This window comes from Streptomyces albospinus, assembly GCF_014648695.1.
Taxonomy (GTDB): domain Bacteria; phylum Actinomycetota; class Actinomycetes; order Streptomycetales; family Streptomycetaceae; genus Streptomyces; species Streptomyces albospinus.
In genome coordinates, this window is sequence record NZ_BMRP01000024.1 from 57,626 (window position 1) to 73,598 (window position 15,973).

12 protein-coding genes and 1 tRNA gene are annotated in these 15,973 nt (G+C 69.8%); 7 read left to right on the top strand and 6 right to left on the bottom strand.

The features are described from left to right. The first annotated feature begins 106 nt into the window (after positions 1-106). The 4 genes from IEZ17_RS27760 to IEZ17_RS27775 all read left to right on the top strand — a co-directional run bounded on the left by IEZ17_RS27760 (position 107) and on the right by IEZ17_RS27775 (position 6,847). Positions 107-994 (top strand): helix-turn-helix domain-containing protein, encoded by an 888-nt coding sequence (locus tag IEZ17_RS27760; protein WP_189304778.1) that lies wholly within the window; start codon positions 107-109, stop codon positions 992-994. Between the two features lie 112 nt (positions 995-1,106). Continuing rightward, on the top strand, positions 1,107-3,707 hold the full coding sequence (gene pepN / locus IEZ17_RS27765) for an aminopeptidase N (RefSeq protein ID WP_189304780.1): 2,601 nt from the start codon (positions 1,107-1,109) through the stop codon (positions 3,705-3,707). A 264-nt stretch (positions 3,708-3,971) separates the two neighbouring features. Continuing rightward, positions 3,972-5,402, top strand: a complete 1,431-nt coding sequence (locus IEZ17_RS27770; protein ID WP_189304782.1) for a pyridoxal phosphate-dependent decarboxylase family protein — start codon at positions 3,972-3,974, stop codon at positions 5,400-5,402. Then, positions 5,399-6,847 (top strand): lysine N(6)-hydroxylase/L-ornithine N(5)-oxygenase family protein, encoded by a 1,449-nt coding sequence (locus IEZ17_RS27775; RefSeq protein WP_189304784.1) that lies wholly within the window; start codon positions 5,399-5,401, stop codon positions 6,845-6,847. The genes IEZ17_RS27770 and IEZ17_RS27775 overlap by 4 nt, the downstream gene beginning before the upstream one ends. An 82-nt stretch (positions 6,848-6,929) precedes the next feature. Here the strand turns inward: IEZ17_RS27775 and IEZ17_RS27780 are convergent, their stop codons facing one another. Continuing rightward, on the bottom strand, positions 6,930-8,738 hold the full coding sequence (locus tag IEZ17_RS27780; RefSeq protein ID WP_189304786.1) for a bifunctional metallophosphatase/5'-nucleotidase: 1,809 nt from the start codon (positions 8,736-8,738) through the stop codon (positions 6,930-6,932). 190 nt (positions 8,739-8,928) lie between these two features. Here IEZ17_RS27780 and IEZ17_RS27785 point away from each other — a divergent pair, with 190 nt between their 5' ends. Both IEZ17_RS27785 and pyk read left to right on the top strand, forming a co-directional pair. Next, positions 8,929-9,627, top strand: a complete 699-nt coding sequence (locus IEZ17_RS27785) for an SIMPL domain-containing protein (protein WP_189304788.1) — start codon at positions 8,929-8,931, stop codon at positions 9,625-9,627. A 145-nt stretch (positions 9,628-9,772) separates the two neighbouring features. Then, on the top strand, positions 9,773-11,209 hold the full coding sequence (gene pyk / locus IEZ17_RS27790) for a pyruvate kinase (RefSeq protein WP_189304790.1): 1,437 nt from the start codon (positions 9,773-9,775) through the stop codon (positions 11,207-11,209). Positions 11,210-11,262: 53 nt separating this feature from the next. Here pyk and IEZ17_RS27795 read toward each other — a convergent pair whose 3' ends face one another. Both IEZ17_RS27795 and IEZ17_RS27800 read right to left on the bottom strand, forming a co-directional pair. After that, entirely contained in the window at positions 11,263-12,036 is a 774-nt protein-coding gene (locus IEZ17_RS27795) for a transcriptional regulator (RefSeq protein WP_189304793.1), read from the bottom strand. A 108-nt stretch (positions 12,037-12,144) separates the two neighbouring features. Further along, a tRNA-Leu gene (locus tag IEZ17_RS27800) sits at positions 12,145-12,217 on the bottom strand. Positions 12,218-12,316: 99 nt separating this feature from the next. Here IEZ17_RS27800 and IEZ17_RS27805 point away from each other — a divergent pair. Then, entirely contained in the window at positions 12,317-12,982 is a 666-nt protein-coding gene (locus tag IEZ17_RS27805; protein WP_189304794.1) for an ANTAR domain-containing response regulator, read from the top strand. 78 nt (positions 12,983-13,060) lie between these two features. On the opposite strand, the gene IEZ17_RS27810 is transcribed toward IEZ17_RS27805, so the two are convergent. From IEZ17_RS27810 to IEZ17_RS27820, 3 genes are all read right to left on the bottom strand, one after another. Further along, complete coding sequence (locus IEZ17_RS27810) at positions 13,061-13,777, bottom strand: ABC transporter ATP-binding protein (protein ID WP_189304796.1); 717 nt, start codon at positions 13,775-13,777, stop codon at positions 13,061-13,063. Further along, positions 13,774-14,616, bottom strand: coding sequence for an ABC transporter ATP-binding protein (locus tag IEZ17_RS27815; RefSeq protein WP_229852710.1), 843 nt, complete (start codon positions 14,614-14,616; stop codon positions 13,774-13,776). The genes IEZ17_RS27810 and IEZ17_RS27815 overlap by 4 nt, the downstream gene beginning before the upstream one ends. A gap of 7 nt (positions 14,617-14,623) precedes the next feature. Next, positions 14,624-15,973: branched-chain amino acid ABC transporter permease (locus IEZ17_RS27820; RefSeq protein ID WP_229852711.1), on the bottom strand; the 1,350-nt coding region annotated here is incomplete at its 5' end.

Below are 15,973 nucleotides of genomic sequence, written 5' to 3' on the forward strand. Positions count from 1 at the left end.
TCCCCCCGGCCCGCCCTCTGGCGGCCCGCCGGTCCGTGGACAAAGATCTCTGCTGTTCGGACGCAGCGGCGGCGCACGGCGCACCCGCCGACGGGAGGCGCGCGGCATGTACCACACCTGGATGCGCTACTTCACCCCGAGCCCGGTCCACCACCGGCTCGGGCTGGTCTGCCTGGGCGTCGGCCTCCAGCACGGCACGCTGCCCGCGGTCGGGCCGCGCACCCTCGACCACCACGTCGCGCTCGTCATCAGCGCCGGCCGCGGCTGGTACGCCGGCCCCGACGGCAGGCGCCGGGCGGTCACCGCGCCCGCCCTGCTCTGGCTCGTCCCCGGCGTCCCGCACCACTACGGGGCCGACCCCGAGACCGGCTGGGACGAGAGCTTCGCCGACTTCACCGGACCCGCCACCGACACCTACACCGAACTGGGCTACATCGAGCCCGACCGCCCGCTCGTCCCGCTCGCCGACGCGGCGGCGGCGCGCGCCGCCATCGGCCGCATCGCCCGCGCCGCCCGCCGCGGCAACCCCCTCCTGGAGGTCGAGACCTCGGCCGCCGTCCACGAACTCCTCGTCGTCCTCCGGCGCGCCCGCGCCGACACGGACGCCGACGGCGAACCCGTCCTCCAGGCCCTGGCCCGCGACGCGTTCCTCCCCCTCTCGGTCGCCGAGCACGCCGCCCGGCGCGGCATGACCCCCGCCGAACTCCGCACCGCCGTACGGCGCGGCGCGGGATGCAGCCCCAAGGACTACCTCCTCGGCATCCGCCTGGGCCGCGCCAAGGAACTCCTGACCGCCACCGAACTCCCGGTCGCCGCCGTCGCCCGCCGCGTCGGCTACGACGATCCCGCCTACTTCAGCCGCCTGTTCACCCGCCGCGTCGGCACCGCCCCGATCCGCTTCCGCGACCGCCAGTCCCGCACGGTGCCCGGCGGCTGGTCGACACAGATCCCCGACCCGGACAAGCCCCCGCGGGTCGGCGGCAGCGGCCCCTGACGGGACCGGGAGCCAGGGCGGGACCCCGACCGCCGGGCCGCTCCCCCCGACACCCTCCCGGCCTGCCCAAACTCCTGTGCGGCCCCCACCGGCCGTACGGCAGCATGACCCCATGCCCGTACTCCAGCGCGCCGACGCGCAAGCCCGAGCCCGGCTCATCGACGTCCAGCGATACGACATCGCCCTCGACCTCACCCACGGCGACGAGCGGTTCGCCTCCCGCACCACCATCCACTTCACCGCCCGCGAACCCGGCGACACCTTCGTCGAGATCCGCCCCGCCGCGCTGCACAGCGCCACCCTCGACGGCCACCCCCTCGACCCCGCCACCCTTGAGGACAACCGCCTCCCCCTCACCGGCCTCACCCCCGGCCCCCACGAACTCCGTCTCGACGCCACCATGGGCTACTCCCGCACCGGCGAAGGCATGCACCGCTTCACCGACCCCGCCGACGGCGAGAGCTACGTCTACACCCAGCTCTTCATGGACGACATCCAGCGCGTCTTCGGCGCCTTCGACCAGCCCGACCTGAAGGCCGTCTTCGCGCTCACCGTCACCGCCCCGCCCACCTGGACCGTCCTGGCCAACGCCCGCACCGAACAGCAGGCCGACGGCACCTGGCAGGCCGCCCCCACCCCCCGCATCAGCACCTACCTCGTCGCCGTCGCCGCCGGTCCCTGGCACTCCGTCCGCACCGAACACGCCGGCCTACCCTTCGGCATCCACTGCCGCCGCTCCCTCGCCCCCCACCTCGACGCCGACGCCGACGAGATCCTCGACCTCACCCGCCGCTGCTTCGACCGCTACCACCAGATCTTCGAAGAGCCCTACCCCTTCGACTCCTACGACCAGGCATTCGTCCCCGAGTTCAACGCCGGCGCCATGGAGAACCCCGGCCTGGTCACCTTCCGCGACGAATTCATCTACCGCTCCGCCGTCACCGACACCGAACGCCAGACCCGCGGCATGGTCATCGCCCACGAGATGGCCCACATGTGGTTCGGCGACCTGGTCACCCTCCAGTGGTGGGACGACATCTGGCTGAACGAGTCCTTCGCCGAATACATGGGATACCAGGTCCTGTCCGAGGCCACCCGCTTCACCGACACCTGGACCGACTTCGCCATCGCCCGCAAGGGCTGGGGCTACGACGCCGACCAGCGGCCCTCCACCCACCCCGTCGCGCCCACCCCCGAAGACGTCCCCGACACCGCCTCCGCCCTCCTCAACTTCGACGGCATCTCCTACGCCAAGGGCGCCTCCGCACTCCGCCAACTCGTCGCCTGGATGGGCGAGAAGGACTTCCTCGCCGGCATCAACGACCACTTCGCCCGGCACCGCTTCGGCAACGCCACCCTCGCCGACTTCCTCGACTCCCTGGCCCGCGCCACCGACCGCGACGTCCACGCCTGGGCCGCACGCTGGCTGCGCACCACCGGCGTCGACACCCTCACCCCCGCCACCACCGCGGACGGCGACTCCTGGCACCTGGACATCACCCACACCGGCAGTCGCCCGCACCGCATCGCCGTCGGAGCCTACGACCCGGACCCCGCCGACACAGCCCGGCTCACCCCGCGCGACCGCGCCGAGGTGGACATCCCGCAGGAGGAAGGGCAGACCCGGCACACCTTCCCCCGGCCCGCCCCGGCCCTCGTCGTCCTCAACGACGGCGACCTCACCTACGCCAAGGTGCGCTTCGACGCCGCGTCCTGGCAGACCGCCGCCCGCGCCCTCTCCGGACTGCCCGACCCGCTCACCCGCGCCGTCGTCTGGAACGCCGCCCGCGACATGGTCCGCGACGGCGAACTCCCGCCCGCCGCCTACCTGGACGCGGCCCGCGACCACCTCCCGCACGAGACCGACCTCGCCATCGTCCAGGGCGTCCTCGCCTTCGCCCGCACCCAGATCGCCGACCGCTACCTCCCCCTCCCCGAACGCCACACCGCCCTCGCCACCCTCACCGGCATCAGCCGCGCCCTCCTCCGCCGCACCGAGGGCCCCGGAAACGGCACCGGAGCGGGCCTGCGGCTCACCGCCGTACGCGCCTTCATCGACAGCGCCACCAGCCACGAAGGCATCCAGGACTGGCTCGACGGAGGCAGCATCCCCGGCGGCCCCGACCTCGACCACGAACTGCGCTGGCGCATCCTCGCCCGGCTCGCCGCACTGGGCGCCACCACCCCGGAAGCCATCGACGCGGAACTCGCCCGCGACCAGAGCGCCACCGGCCACGAAGGTGCCGCCCGCTGCCACGCGGCCCTCCCCGACCCCGCCGCCAAGCAGGCCGCCTGGAACGCCCTGTTCACCACCCCCGGCGAACGGACCGACAACGGCGAGCCCGGCGAGCCTGCCGAACTCACCGAACCGACCGAACTCACCGAACTCACCGAACTCACCGAACTCTCCAATTACCTCTTCACCGCAACCGCCGCCGGCTTCTGGGCCCCCGAACAACACGACCTGCTCCGCCCCTACGTCGCCCGCTACTTCGCCGCGGTCCCCGCCCTCGCCGCCCGCCGCGGCCCCGCCCTCGCCAAGGCCGCCGGCCGGTCCGCCTTCCCCGCGACGTTCGTCGAGGACGAGACCCTCCGGCTCGGCGAGAGCTGCCTCGCCGACGCCGAGCCCATCCCCGCCCTGCGCCGCACCCTCGCCGATCAACTGGACGATCTGCGCCGGGCGTTGCACGTACGGGCCACCGCACAGGGATAGCCGCACAGGGGCAGTCGCACGAGGACGGCAGCGGCGGGACGGCCACACAGGACAGGAACAGCCACACAGGAACACGGAGCCGCCATAACAGGGGGTGCCGCCGGACCGCCAGCCGGCGGCACCCGAACATCTGCGGGACATCCATCCCACGAACGGGTGATCCTGGGGCAACCGGTGGATACCCGCCGTACCGGGACAGTAACTTAGGTCGGCCTAAGGCCTGTGCCCCGTCGCGCCCAACTCCCGCTGAAGAAGAGCACCTTGATGTCAGTTGCCCCTGCCGGCACCGCCCTCGCAGGCGGCACCGACGGCCCCCGCGCGCTCCGCTCCTTCCTTGACACCGTCCTCGACGCCCTCACCACCGGCGCCCAGGACCGCTCAGGCCCCCTCCCGCCCGGCGGCCCCGACGCCGTCGCCCGCGCCGTACGCGACACCTGCCTGCCCCTCCTCCCCGAACACGGCACCGGCCCGCACGCCGCCCTGCGCACCCTCGTCCACACCCTCGCCGCCGGCGCCGCCGACCCCGCCGACCCGCACTGCGCCGCCCACCTGCACTGCCCGCCCCTCGCCGTGGCCACCGCCGCCGACCTCGCCGCCGGCGCCCTCAACCCCTCGATGGACTCCTGGGACCAGGCCCCCGCCGCCTCCGAACTCGAAACCCTCACCAGCCGCGAACTCGCCGCCCTCGTCTACCCCCGGGCCACCGACCCCGACGCCCTGATCACCACCGGCGGCACCGAATCCAACCAACTCGGCATCCTCCTCGCCCGCGAAGCCACCCACTCCCCGCGCACCACCGGCCCCCTCCAGATCGTCTGCGGCGCCAACGCCCACCACAGCATCCACCGCGCCGCCTGGCTCCTCGGCCTCCCCGAACCCGTCACCCTCCCCACCCCCGACGGCACCCTCGACCCCGCCACCGTCCACACCTGCCTCGCCGCACTCACCGGACGCACCGGCGGCACCAGCCGCACCGGCCCCGTGCTGCTCACCGCAACCGCCGGCACCACCGACTCCGGCGCCATCGACCCCCTCCCGGCCCTCGCCGACCTCGCCGACCACCACGGCGCCCGCTTCCACATCGACGCCTCCTACGGCGGCCCGCTCCTCTTCAGCGACACCCACCGCACCGCCCTGACCGGCCTCGCCCGCGCCCACACCGTCACCCTCGACCTGCACAAACTCGGCTGGCAGCCGGTGGCCGCCGGCCTCCTCGCCGTCCCCGGCCCCGCCACCCTCACCCCGCTCGGCCACCAAGCCGACTACCTCAACGCCGACGACGACACCGAAGCCGGCCTCCCCGACCTCCTCGGCCGCTCCCTGCGCACCACCCGCCGCCCCGACATCCTCAAGATCGCCGTCACCCTCAAGGCCCTCGGCCGCCAGGGCCTCGGCGACCTCATCGACCGCACCCTCGCAGCCGCCCGCACCCTCGCCGACCTCATCGACGCCCACCCCCGCTACGAACTCCACTCCCGCCCCACCCTCACCACCGTCCTCTTCCGCCCCACCGACGCCGACGACACCACCCTCGCCGCCATCCGCCGCTCCCTCCTCTCCGAAGGACACGCCGTCCTCGGCCGAGCCACCACCCCCACCGGCCTCTGGCTCAAGGCCACCCTCCTCAATCCCCACACCCAACCCGGAGACCTCACCACCCTCCTCAAACTCGTGGAAGGCCACACCCCCCGATGAACACCCCACCGCACACCGAGCCCGAACCCGGCACCGTCACCCCCGGCCCCGACGAGCCCCTCGACCTCGCCGGCATCGGCATCGGCCCCTTCAACCTCTCCCTCGCCGCCCTCGCCCACCCCCTCACCCACCTGCGCACCGCCTTCTACGACCTGCACCCCACCTTCCGCTGGCACCCCGGCCTCCTCATCGACGGCACCACCCTCCAAGTCCCCTTCCTCGCCGACCTCGTCACCCTCGCCGACCCCGCCAGCCCCTGGAGCTTCCTCAACTACCTCAGGACCCGGGAACGCCTCTTCCCCTTCTATTTCGCCGAGCGCTTCCACATCCACCGCGCCGAATACGACGCCTACTGCCGCTGGGTCAGCGAAAACCTCCCCACCCTCCACTTCGGCCACCAGATCGACGCCGTCCGCTGGAACCACGAACGCAGCCTCTTCGAAGTCGACTTCACCCAACTCGGCGCCGAAGGAGAAGCCGAAGCCCTCGGCCGCAGCTACGCCCGCAACCTCGTCCTCGGCATCGGCACCGCCCCCCACATCCCCATCCCCCTCCGCCCCCTCGCCGAGGCCCCCGCCGTCCCCGTCGTCCACGCCGCCGACTACCTCGACCACCGCGAACGGCTGCTCGCCGCCGAACACCTCACCGTCATCGGCGCCGGCCAGTCAGGCGCGGAAGTCTTCCTCGACCAGCTCCGCGCCCGCCCCGCCGGCCGCGAAAACCTCCACTGGCTCGCCCGCACCCCCGCGTTCGCGCCCATGGAATACAGCAAACTCGGCCTCGAACACTTCACCCCCGACTACACCCGCTACTTCCACGCCCTCCCCGAACGCGTCCGCGACGAGCTCCTCCCCGCCCAATGGCAGCTCTACAAGGGCATCGACCACGACACCCTCGCCGCCATCCACGACGAGCTCTACCGCCGCACCCTCGACGGCGGCTGGCCCACCACCACCCTCACCCCCGGCGTCCGCGTCCGCACCGCGGGACGCGTCGGCACCACCAAGGTCGAACTCCACCTCGAACACGCCCAGCAAGGCAGCCGCTCCCGCCTCACCACCGACGCCGTCGTCCTCGCCACCGGCTACCGCGAACGCCGCCTCGACACCCTCCTCGCCGCCCTCGACCCCTACCTCCGCCGCGACGCTTCCGAACGCCCCCGCATCGACGAACACCACCGCCTCGTCCTCGACCCCTCCATCACCGCCACCGGCTGCCACATCTACGTCCAGAACGCCGAACGCCACACCCACGGCGTCGGCACCCCCGACCTCGGCCTCGCCGCCTGGCGCAGCGCCACCATCCTCAACTCCCTCACCAACAGCACCGCCTACCCCCTCCCGACGCGCACCGCCTTCACCACCTTCGGCCTCGCCCACCCCGCACCCCAGCGCACCACCCCCACCGTCCCCCGCCAGGGCTCCACACTCGTCCCCCGCCACTGAACGCCACCGCCCCTCCCACCCCGACCACCATCGGACCGGGGGAGAGGGGCGGCACACCTACGAGCGACAAGAACAACCCGCCTCAGAACACCGGCTTTCCGGCCCGCGTCAGCCGCCAGTCCACCGAGGCGAACACCGCCGGATCGATGACCTTCTTCGCCTTCACCCACGCGATGATCGTGTTCCGGATCTCCTCCGAGTTCGACCACACCGACGTCGCCTTCGCCACATGCGGGAAGCCACCACCGCCGTTCGCCCGGTAGTTGTTCACCGCCAGCACGAACTGCGCCTTGTCGTCCAACGGCTTGCCCTGGTACCGGAGATTCGTGATCCGCGAACCCGCCGGCTTCGCGATGTCGATGTCGTACGCGAGCCCACCGATCACGTCGTAGTTGAAGTCAGGCGTGTTGTCCGCGTTCGTCAGCTTCTTCGGATCCACCGGCGCACCCGGCGCCGTCTGCACGAAATACCGCGCCGAGAACTCCAGGTAGTCCCGCAGCTGCGCACCCGTCATCAGCCGTGCATCCAGCGTGTTCTCGTACACATACAGCCCCGCCACATCACGCAGCGACACCTGACCCGCCGGAATCGCCGCCGACCGCGAGAAACACGCCGCCTGCGACAGCACCGGCAGCGAAGCGTACTTCGTCCCGGCCAGCGCCGACTTCACCGTGTCCACCTGCACGAAATTGATGAAGTCGATGATCGGCGTGTCCTTGTACGGAGCCTGGGCCGCCGACATCGCCGTCTTGCAGGTCCCGACCACCTGGTTCACATACTTGACGACCGCCTGGTGCTCACGCCGCACCAGCCGCGCGACCTCCGGGTCCTCCGCCGCCGTATTGGCATTACGCACCTCGGCCTTGACCGACACCACCTCCCAGCGGCCCCGGTGGAACTCCACCTCGAAGTCGAAGACGCTCAGCCGCATGCCCCACATCAGCGGCTCGGACAGCACCACACTCCGCCCCGTCTCCTTGTTCACCACCGTCCGGGACGCCACCTCCTTGTGCGTGTGACCCACCAGAATCGCATCGATACCCGGCACCTGCTCGGCCACCAACGACGACGCATTCTCCGGATACGGCAGCGCATCCCCGTACGACGTGGCACCGTCCAGACCCGAATGATCCGTACACACCACCACATCGCAACCGAGCGAGCGCAGCTTCGGCACATAGATCTTCGCCTGCTCGACCAGCCCCGGGAACGTCATCTTCCCCTGCACATGGGCCTTGTCCCAGACCGCGATACCAGGATTCGTCAGCCCCAGAATGCCCACCCGGATATCCCGGTGACCCGGCACCTTGATCCGCTTCACCACATACGGCGGAAAAGCCGGCTTCAACGTCCGCGCATCCAGCGCGTTCGCCGCCAGGAGCGGGAAGTCACACTGCTCCTGGAACTTCCGCAGCACCGGAATACCGTAATTGAACTCGTGATTGCCGAGCGCCGCCGCGTCGTACCCCATTTTGTTCATCGCCAGCGCCATCGGATGCTTCGGACCGTGCGGCGCGGTGATCGGATCGACTCGCGCGTAGTAATACGACAGCTGAGTGCCCTGAATGATGTCACCCGCGTCGATCAGCAGCGTGCGATGCCGCCCCGCCTCCTTACGGGCCTGCTCCACCAACGTCGAGATCTTCGCCAGACCGACATCGTTGTGCGCGGCGTCGTCATACTCCTTGTCGGTGAAATAGTCCCAGTTGAAGACGTGCCCGTGCACATCCGTCGTGCCCAGCACCCGGAACGGGACCCGCTTGCCCCGCTTCCGCTGCGGCCCCTGCCCCTGCCCCTGCGCCTGCGCGGCCTGCGGCAGCGCCCCCGTGAGCGCCACCCCCGCACCCGCCGCGGCCGAACGTCCAAGGAACTTCCTGCGGTTGTACGGCATGTCGATTCCCCCAAGAGGTCAAATGGTCCCAATACGCCCAATGGCGCGCCACATCAGAACAACGCGCGTAGATTCGCGCGTAGATTGTGGCTCAACCGCCCCCACAGCAACAGCCCCACGACGTTGCGAACAGGTGACTCCCCGGTGACCAGTCGGCTGGAAAACCGACACCGGCTGGCAAGCTGACACCATGACCCAACCCACCCAGCCGCTGCCCTACGGCACCCCCGACGCCCCCCGCCTCGCCGTCCGCGGCGAAGCCCGCCTCGAAGTCGACCCCGAAATCGCCCGCATCACCGTCACCGTCAGCGCCCGCGGCACCGACCGCAAAACCGCCCTCGCCGACCTCACCCGCCGCAACGAACACGCCCTCACCCTCATCAAGAGCTACGGCGACGCCGTCGAAAAACTCGAAACCGGCAGCTTCACCCTCACCCCCCAACTCACCGACAAAGGCCGCCACGAACGCATCCGCGCCTACCACGGACGCGTCACCCTCACCGCCACCCTCAACGACTTCACCGCCCTCGGCGAACTCACCACCCGCCTCGCCGACCTCGAACTCACCCGCGTCGACGGCCCCTGGTGGGCACTGCGCCCCGACTCACCCGCCCACCGCGCCGCCCGCACCCAGGCCGTCCACGAAGCCGTCCAGCGCGCCCGCGAATACGCCGAGGCCCTCGGCGCCCGGCTCGACGCCGTCCTGGAGATCGCCGACGTCGGCGCCGAGAACACCGCCCCCATGCCGGCCCCCGGCATGCGCGCCTTCGCCGGCTACGGCGGCGCCGCCGTCCAGGAATCAGCCCCCGCCCTCGACCTGGAACCCCAGCGCCAAACCGTCTACGCCAACGTCAACGCGCGCTTCACGATGACGCGTCCCGCACTCTGAGACCACACCGCACACGGGTGAAATTCCGCTCATCGGAGCGGTGTCGCGCGCATTCCATTACTTGTCAACAGCCTTTCACCAAGCGGTCGTTGAGCAGTCACTTCCCCACAGTTCCCTACCGCCGGGTAAGTCATAGAGTCGAAACATGCGCCGAGCAAAGATCGTCTGCACACTGGGACCCGCCACCGACTCGTACGAGCAGATCAAAGCCCTCGTCGACGCCGGAATGGACATCGCCCGCTTCAACCTCAGCCATGGCACCCACGCCGACCACGAAGCGCGATTCGACCGGGTCCGCAAAGCATCCGAAGAAACCCGTCGCAGCGTCGGCATCCTCGCCGACCTTCAAGGCCCGAAGATCCGCCTCGGCCGATTCCGCGAAGGTCCCGTACTTCTCGAACGCGACGACGAGTTCACCATCACCGTCGAACCCGACGTCGAAGGCGACCGCCGACTCTGCGGCACCACCTACAACGGCCTCGCCGCCGACGTCACCACCGGCGAACGCATCCTCGTCGACGACGGCAAGGTCACCCTCGAAGTCACCGCCGTCGAAGGACCCCGCGTCCACACCAAGGTCATCGAAGGCGGCATGGTCTCCGACCACAAGGGACTCAACCTCCCCGGCGTCGCCGTCTCCGTCCCCGCCCTCTCCGAAAAGGACCAGGACGACCTCCGCTGGGCCCTGCGCTACGGCGCCGACATCATCGCCCTCTCCTTCGTCCGCAGCGGCCGCGACATCGAAGACGTCCACCGCATCATGCGCGAGGAAGGCCAGTTCCGCCCCGTCATCGCCAAAGTCGAAAAGCCCCAGGCCGTCGAGAACATCGACGACATCGTCGCCGCATTCGACGGCATCATGGTCGCCCGCGGCGACCTCGGCGTCGAAATGCCCCTGGAAACCGTCCCGATCGTCCAGAAGCGCGCCATCAAACTCGCCAAACGCAACGCCAAGCCGGTCATCGTCGCCACCCAGATGCTCGACTCGATGATCGACAACTCCCGCCCCACCCGCGCCGAAGCCTCCGACGTCGCCAACGCCGTCATCGACGGCACCGACGCCGTGATGCTCTCCGGCGAGACCAGCGTCGGCAAATACCCCACCGAGACCGTCCGCACCATGAGCCGCATCGTCGAAGCCGCCGAGGAAGACATCCTCGCCAAGGGGCTCCCGCCGCTCACCGAACACAGCAAGCCCCGCACCCAGGGCGGCGCCGTCGCCCGCGCCGCCGCCGACATGGGCGACTTCCTCGGCGCGAAGTTCCTCGTCGCCTTCACACAGTCCGGCGACACCGTCCGCCGCCTCTCCCGCTACCGCTCGCCCATCCCGCTCCTCGCCTTCACTCCCGACCCCGCCACCCGCTCCCAGCTCAACGTCAGCTGGGGCGTGGAGACCTTCCTCGGCCCGACCGTCAACTCCACCGACGAGATGGTCGCCCAGGTCGACGAGCAGCTCCTCAAGATCGGCCGCTGCCAGAAGGGCGACACCGTCATCATCACCGCCGGCTCGCCCCCCGGAGTCCCCGGCTCCACCAACCTCGTCCGCGTCCACCACATCGGCGAGGACGACTCGCCCAAGTAACACCCCTCCCGCACCTGAATAAGCTGGGCCGAGGTACCTGACTGCCGTCCCTGTCAGTACTTCGGCCCGATGTGTGCGTCCATGAGGGCCACGGAGGCTTTGCGGGCGACGGAGATGTTCTCCGCCCTGCGCGACTGTCGCGCCGGCTTCCACGCGACGCCGACCCTGTCGAGGGTGTCCGTGTAGAGCCGCAGGATGTCGGTGGACATGTTGGTGAAGAAATACCGCGGGTACTCGTAGCGCTTGCGCTCCCCGCCGACCATCCGCGTCGCCCAGTTGGTGATCCGGCACCCGTCGGAGTGGACGAGCCCGCGAAGGAACTCCCAGGGATGCTCGTCCACGATCTCCTGCTGCCAGGCTTCGAGGACGATCGGCCGCTCGTGTTTCTTGCCGGGGCCGTGCTGAGGGAAGTAACAGGGCCAGTGGTGGCTGTAGCTCGTCACCATGACGCATCCTTCGCGCTGGACGACGCAGACGCTGTTCATGGGCCGGACCGCCGTGATCGCCTCCCGGCACGCAACGATGAGTCCGGGCCAGGCATCCGCGCACGCGATGCGCAGCACGTAGCCGCCTCGGGCGGCCTGCCGGCTGATGCAGCCGTCACCGAGGTAGAGGCCGAGCAGGTAGGAGTAGGAGTCGACGGCATCGGGCGGGCGCGGTACCCGCTCGCAGCGCGGGCACGCCGTCGTGCGGGATCTCGCTTCGATACGGGTCTGCCATGAACGGATCGCGTAGCGCGATATACCGGTCTGCTTGCTCACGGAGTTGAGGCTGCGGCCCTGGGCCACGAGGGCGAGAACGTGTCTGCGCGTGGCGATGTCGTACATGACGCGAGCGTGAGTGAAATTCTGCACCACCCGGCAGATTCGAAGAAATGTTCACCGCTATGAGTGAAGATCCCCAACGATCGAGTGGCCTTGGAAATGAAGGTAAAGTGCCCTGGGTGGGATTCGAACCCACGCTGTCGGTGGTTTGAGCACCGTGCCTCTTCCGCTGGGCTACCAGGGCTTACCTTAGAAACTAAGGTACGCGGAGACCCGCCGTGCATCAAACATACAGGAGATAGGTAGGCTCGTGGGGCACCACCTGCCAGGAACGAGGAGTCCCGTGAGCGCCGCCGAGCCCGAGCAGCCCGTCGTCGATGACGATCAGTCGCACGTCCCGCCGCTGACCACGCGCGTCGTGATCGCCGAGGACGAGGCCCTCATCCGCCTCGATCTCAAAGAGATGCTGGAGGAGGAGGGCTACACCGTCGTCGGCGAGGCCGGAGACGGGCAGACCGCGGTGGAGCTGGCCCGGGAGCACCGTCCCGACCTGGTGATCCTGGACGTGAAGATGCCCGTTCTGGACGGGATCTCGGCGGCCGAGAAGATCGCCGAGGAGAGCATCGCGCCGGTGCTGATGCTGACCGCGTTCTCCCAGCGGGAGCTGGTGGAGCGGGCGCGGGACGCGGGTGCGATGGCGTATCTCGTCAAGCCGTTCTCGAAGAGCGATGTCGTGCCGGCGATCGAGATGGCGGTGAGCCGGTTCACCGAGCTGAAGGCGCTGGAGAAGGAGGTCGCGGACCTCACCCAGCGGTTGGAGACGCGGAAGCTGGTGGACCGTGCGAAGAGCGTGCTTCAGACGCAGTACGGGCTGACGGAGCCGGCGGCGTTCCGGTGGATCCAGAAGACGTCGATGGACCGGCGGCTGTCGATGCAGCAGGTCGCGGAGGCGGTCATCGAGGACGCCGAGGAGAAGAAGCAGCAGAAGCAGCAGCAGAAGAAGGACTAGCGGCTGCGTGGAGTTGGGTGGGCGGCCCCGTACCGGTGATCGGTGCGGGGCCGTTCGCATGGGTGGGGGCGGCGGGGTTCAGTCCTCGCCGAGGTAGGCCTTGCGGACGGATGCGTCGTGGAGGAGGTGGGCGCCGGTTCCGGAGAGGACGATGCGGCCGGTTTCCATGACGTGGCCTTCGTCGGCGAGGGAGAGGGCGGCCTGGGCGTTCTGTTCGACGAGGAGGATGGTGGTGCCCTGGGTGCGGAGTTCGCGGATGGTGTCCATGATCTTCTGCATCATGATCGGGGAGAGGCCCATGGAGGGCTCGTCGAGCATGAGGAGTTTGGGGCGGGACATCAACGCGCGGCCCATGGCGAGCATTTGCTGTTCGCCGCCGGAGAGGGTGCCGGAGGGTTGTCTGCGGCGTTCGCCGAGGATGGGGAAGAGGTCGTAGACGCGCTGGATGTCGCGGGTGATGCCGGCGGTGTCCTTGCGGAGGAAGGCGCCGAGCTGGAGGTTTTCGGCGATGGTCAGGCGGGGGAAGAGGCGGCGGCCTTCGGGGGAGTGGGCGAGGCCGCGTTCGACGATTTTGTGGGCGGGGACGCCGTTGAGGGGGTGGCCGTCGAAGGTGATCTTTCCGGTGCGGGGGGTGAGGAGGCCGGAGAGGGTGCGCAGGGTGGTGGTTTTGCCGGCGCCGTTGGTGCCGATGAGGGTGACGACCTGGCCTGCCGGGACGGTGAAGGAGATGCCTTTGACGGCTTCGATCTTGCCGTAGGCGACGCGGAGGTCCTCGACTTCGAGCAGTGGGGTCATGGGGTGGCTCCGGTGTCGTCGGTGGTCGCCGGGGTTTCTCCTGGTGGGGTGGTGGGGTCGGTGGGGGTGCCGAGGTAGGCGGCGATGACGCGTTCGTCGGCCTGGACGGTGTCGGCGGTGCCTTCGACGAGTTTCTGTCCTTGGACGAGGACGGCGACGCGGTCGCAGAGGTTGAAGATGAAGCGCATGTCGTGCTCGATGACGAGGACGGCGGTGCCCTGTGTGCGGATGGCGCGGACGAGGTCCTGGGTGGCGCGGGTTTCCTGGGGGTTCATGCCGGCGGTGGGTTCGTCGAGGAGGAGGAGTCCGGGTTCGCTGGCGAGGGCGCGGGCGATTTCCAGCTTGCGTTGTTCGCCGTAGGGGAGGTTGCGGGCGAGGTGGTCGCGTTGGGTGGCCAGGCCGGTGAAGTCGAGGAGTTCCATGGCGCGTTGTTCGCTGTCGCGTTCGGCTTTCCTGAAGCCGGGGCTGCGGAGGAGCGCTGACCAGAGGCCTTCTTTGGTGCGGGTGTGGCGTCCTACGAGGACGTTTTCGAGGACGGTCATGTTGGCGAAGAGGCGGATGTTCTGGAAGGTGCGGGCGATGCCGGCCTGGGTGACGAGGTGGGGTTTGCGGGAGAGGCGGGTGCCTCGGTAGCTGATGGTGCCTTCGGCGGGGGTGTAGAGGCCGGTGAGGCAGTTGAAGAAGGTGGTTTTGCCGGCGCCGTTGGGGCCGATGAGGCCCACGATTTCGCCGGTGTCGACGGTGAGGTCGACGTCGCGTACGGCGGTGAGTCCGCCGAAGCGCATGGTGACGCCGGTGGCTTCGAGGACGGTGCGGGTGGTGGTTGCGGGTGTGGTCATGGTGGGGTCACGCCTTTGCCTGGGTGGCGCCGAGGGTGGCGGCGGGGTCGGTGGGGCGCCGGTCGGGGGCGTCGGGCGCTGGGGTGTTGTGGAATTCGAGTTGTTTGCGGCGGTCGGGGATGAGTCCTTCGGGGCGGAAGTGCATGAGGAGGACGAGGGCGATGCCGAAGAGGAGGAGTTGGTAGTCCTGGAGGAAGTCGAGTTTGGCGGGGATGAGGAAGAGGAGGGCGGCGCCGACGAGGGGGCCGCTGAGGGTGCCCATGCCGCCGAGGATGACGGCGGCGAGGAGGAAGGCGGAGTTGGGGGGTTGGGGGCCGGCGAACTGGAATTGCTCGGGGGTGGCGGTCGTTACTACGTGTGCATGGACGGTTCCGGCGAGTCCGGCGAGGGCGGCGCCGAGGGCGAAGGCGAGGAGGCGTAGCCGGAAGCTGTTGATGCCCATGGCGACGGCGGCGGTTTCGTCTTCGCGGATGGCGATCCAGGCGCGGCCGATGCGGGAGGCGGCGGCGCGGCGGAAGACGAGGACGACGAGGGCGGTGACCAGGATCATCAGCAGGTAGTAGTTGCCGTAGGGGGCGATGGGGGTGCCGAGGATGGTGTGGGGCCGGCCGAAGTTGAAGCCGAGGATTTCGAGGTTGGGGATGTTGGGGATGCCCATGGCGCCGTTGGTGATGTCGGGGCCGGTGGTGCCGTTGAGGTTGAGCATGGCGATGCGGAAGATTTCGCCGAAGCCGAGGGTGACGATGGCGAGGTAGTCGCCGCGGAGGCGGAGGGTGGGGGCGCCGATGAGGACGCCGAAGGCGAGGGAGGCGGCGGCTCCGGTGAGGAGGGCTGCCCAGAAGGGGAAGTGGAGGCCGAGGGCGGATTCGGGGGAGCCGGAGACGAGGGCGGCGGCGTAGGCGCCGACGCCGAGGAAGGCGACGTAGCCGAGGTCGAGGAGGCCGGCGAGGCCGACGACGACGTTGAGGCCGAGGGCGACGGTGGCGAAGATCAGGATGTTGGCGCCGATGATGGTGTATTGGTCGGTGTCCTGGGTGAAGGGGAAGGCCGCGGCGGCGAGGAGGGCTGCGGTGAGGGCGGCTGCGCGGTGGCGGTGGGTGAGTTCGGTGAGGCGGGCGATGAGTCCGGCGCGGTTCAGGGCGGGGACGGCGAGGGCGATGAGGATGAGGTAGCCGATGAAGGGGGCGCCGTCGTCGGTGTCGATGCCGTAGGTGAAGGCGAGGAGTGCGGCGGCGTAGGTGGCGGCGATGGTCAGGATTTCGGCCCAGGGCGGGAGTTGGCGGGTGGGTGGCCGCAGGGGGGTGGCGGCGAGGGTGGCGGTGAGGCGCTGCCGGGGGCCGGTGGGGGGTGGTGCGGT

What these genes read in the sequence shown, in the direction of transcription:
- IEZ17_RS27770 (WP_189304782.1), top strand. Translation starts at nt 3,972, where the DNA reads ATGTCAGTTGCCCCTGCCGGCACCGCCCTCGCAGGCGGCACCGACGGC.
- pyk (WP_189304790.1), top strand. Translation starts at nt 9,773, where the DNA reads ATGCGCCGAGCAAAGATCGTCTGCACACTGGGACCCGCCACCGACTCG.
- IEZ17_RS27795 (WP_189304793.1), bottom strand. Translation starts at nt 12,036, where the DNA reads ATGTACGACATCGCCACGCGCAGACACGTTCTCGCCCTCGTGGCCCAG.
- IEZ17_RS27760 (WP_189304778.1), top strand. Translation starts at nt 107, where the DNA reads ATGTACCACACCTGGATGCGCTACTTCACCCCGAGCCCGGTCCACCAC.
- pepN (WP_189304780.1), top strand. Translation starts at nt 1,107, where the DNA reads ATGCCCGTACTCCAGCGCGCCGACGCGCAAGCCCGAGCCCGGCTCATC.
- IEZ17_RS27775 (WP_189304784.1), top strand. Translation starts at nt 5,399, where the DNA reads ATGAACACCCCACCGCACACCGAGCCCGAACCCGGCACCGTCACCCCC.
- IEZ17_RS27815 (WP_229852710.1), bottom strand. Translation starts at nt 14,616, where the DNA reads ATGACCACACCCGCAACCACCACCCGCACCGTCCTCGAAGCCACCGGC.
- IEZ17_RS27780 (WP_189304786.1), bottom strand. Translation starts at nt 8,738, where the DNA reads ATGCCGTACAACCGCAGGAAGTTCCTTGGACGTTCGGCCGCGGCGGGT.
- IEZ17_RS27810 (WP_189304796.1), bottom strand. Translation starts at nt 13,777, where the DNA reads ATGACCCCACTGCTCGAAGTCGAGGACCTCCGCGTCGCCTACGGCAAG.
- IEZ17_RS27785 (WP_189304788.1), top strand. Translation starts at nt 8,929, where the DNA reads ATGACCCAACCCACCCAGCCGCTGCCCTACGGCACCCCCGACGCCCCC.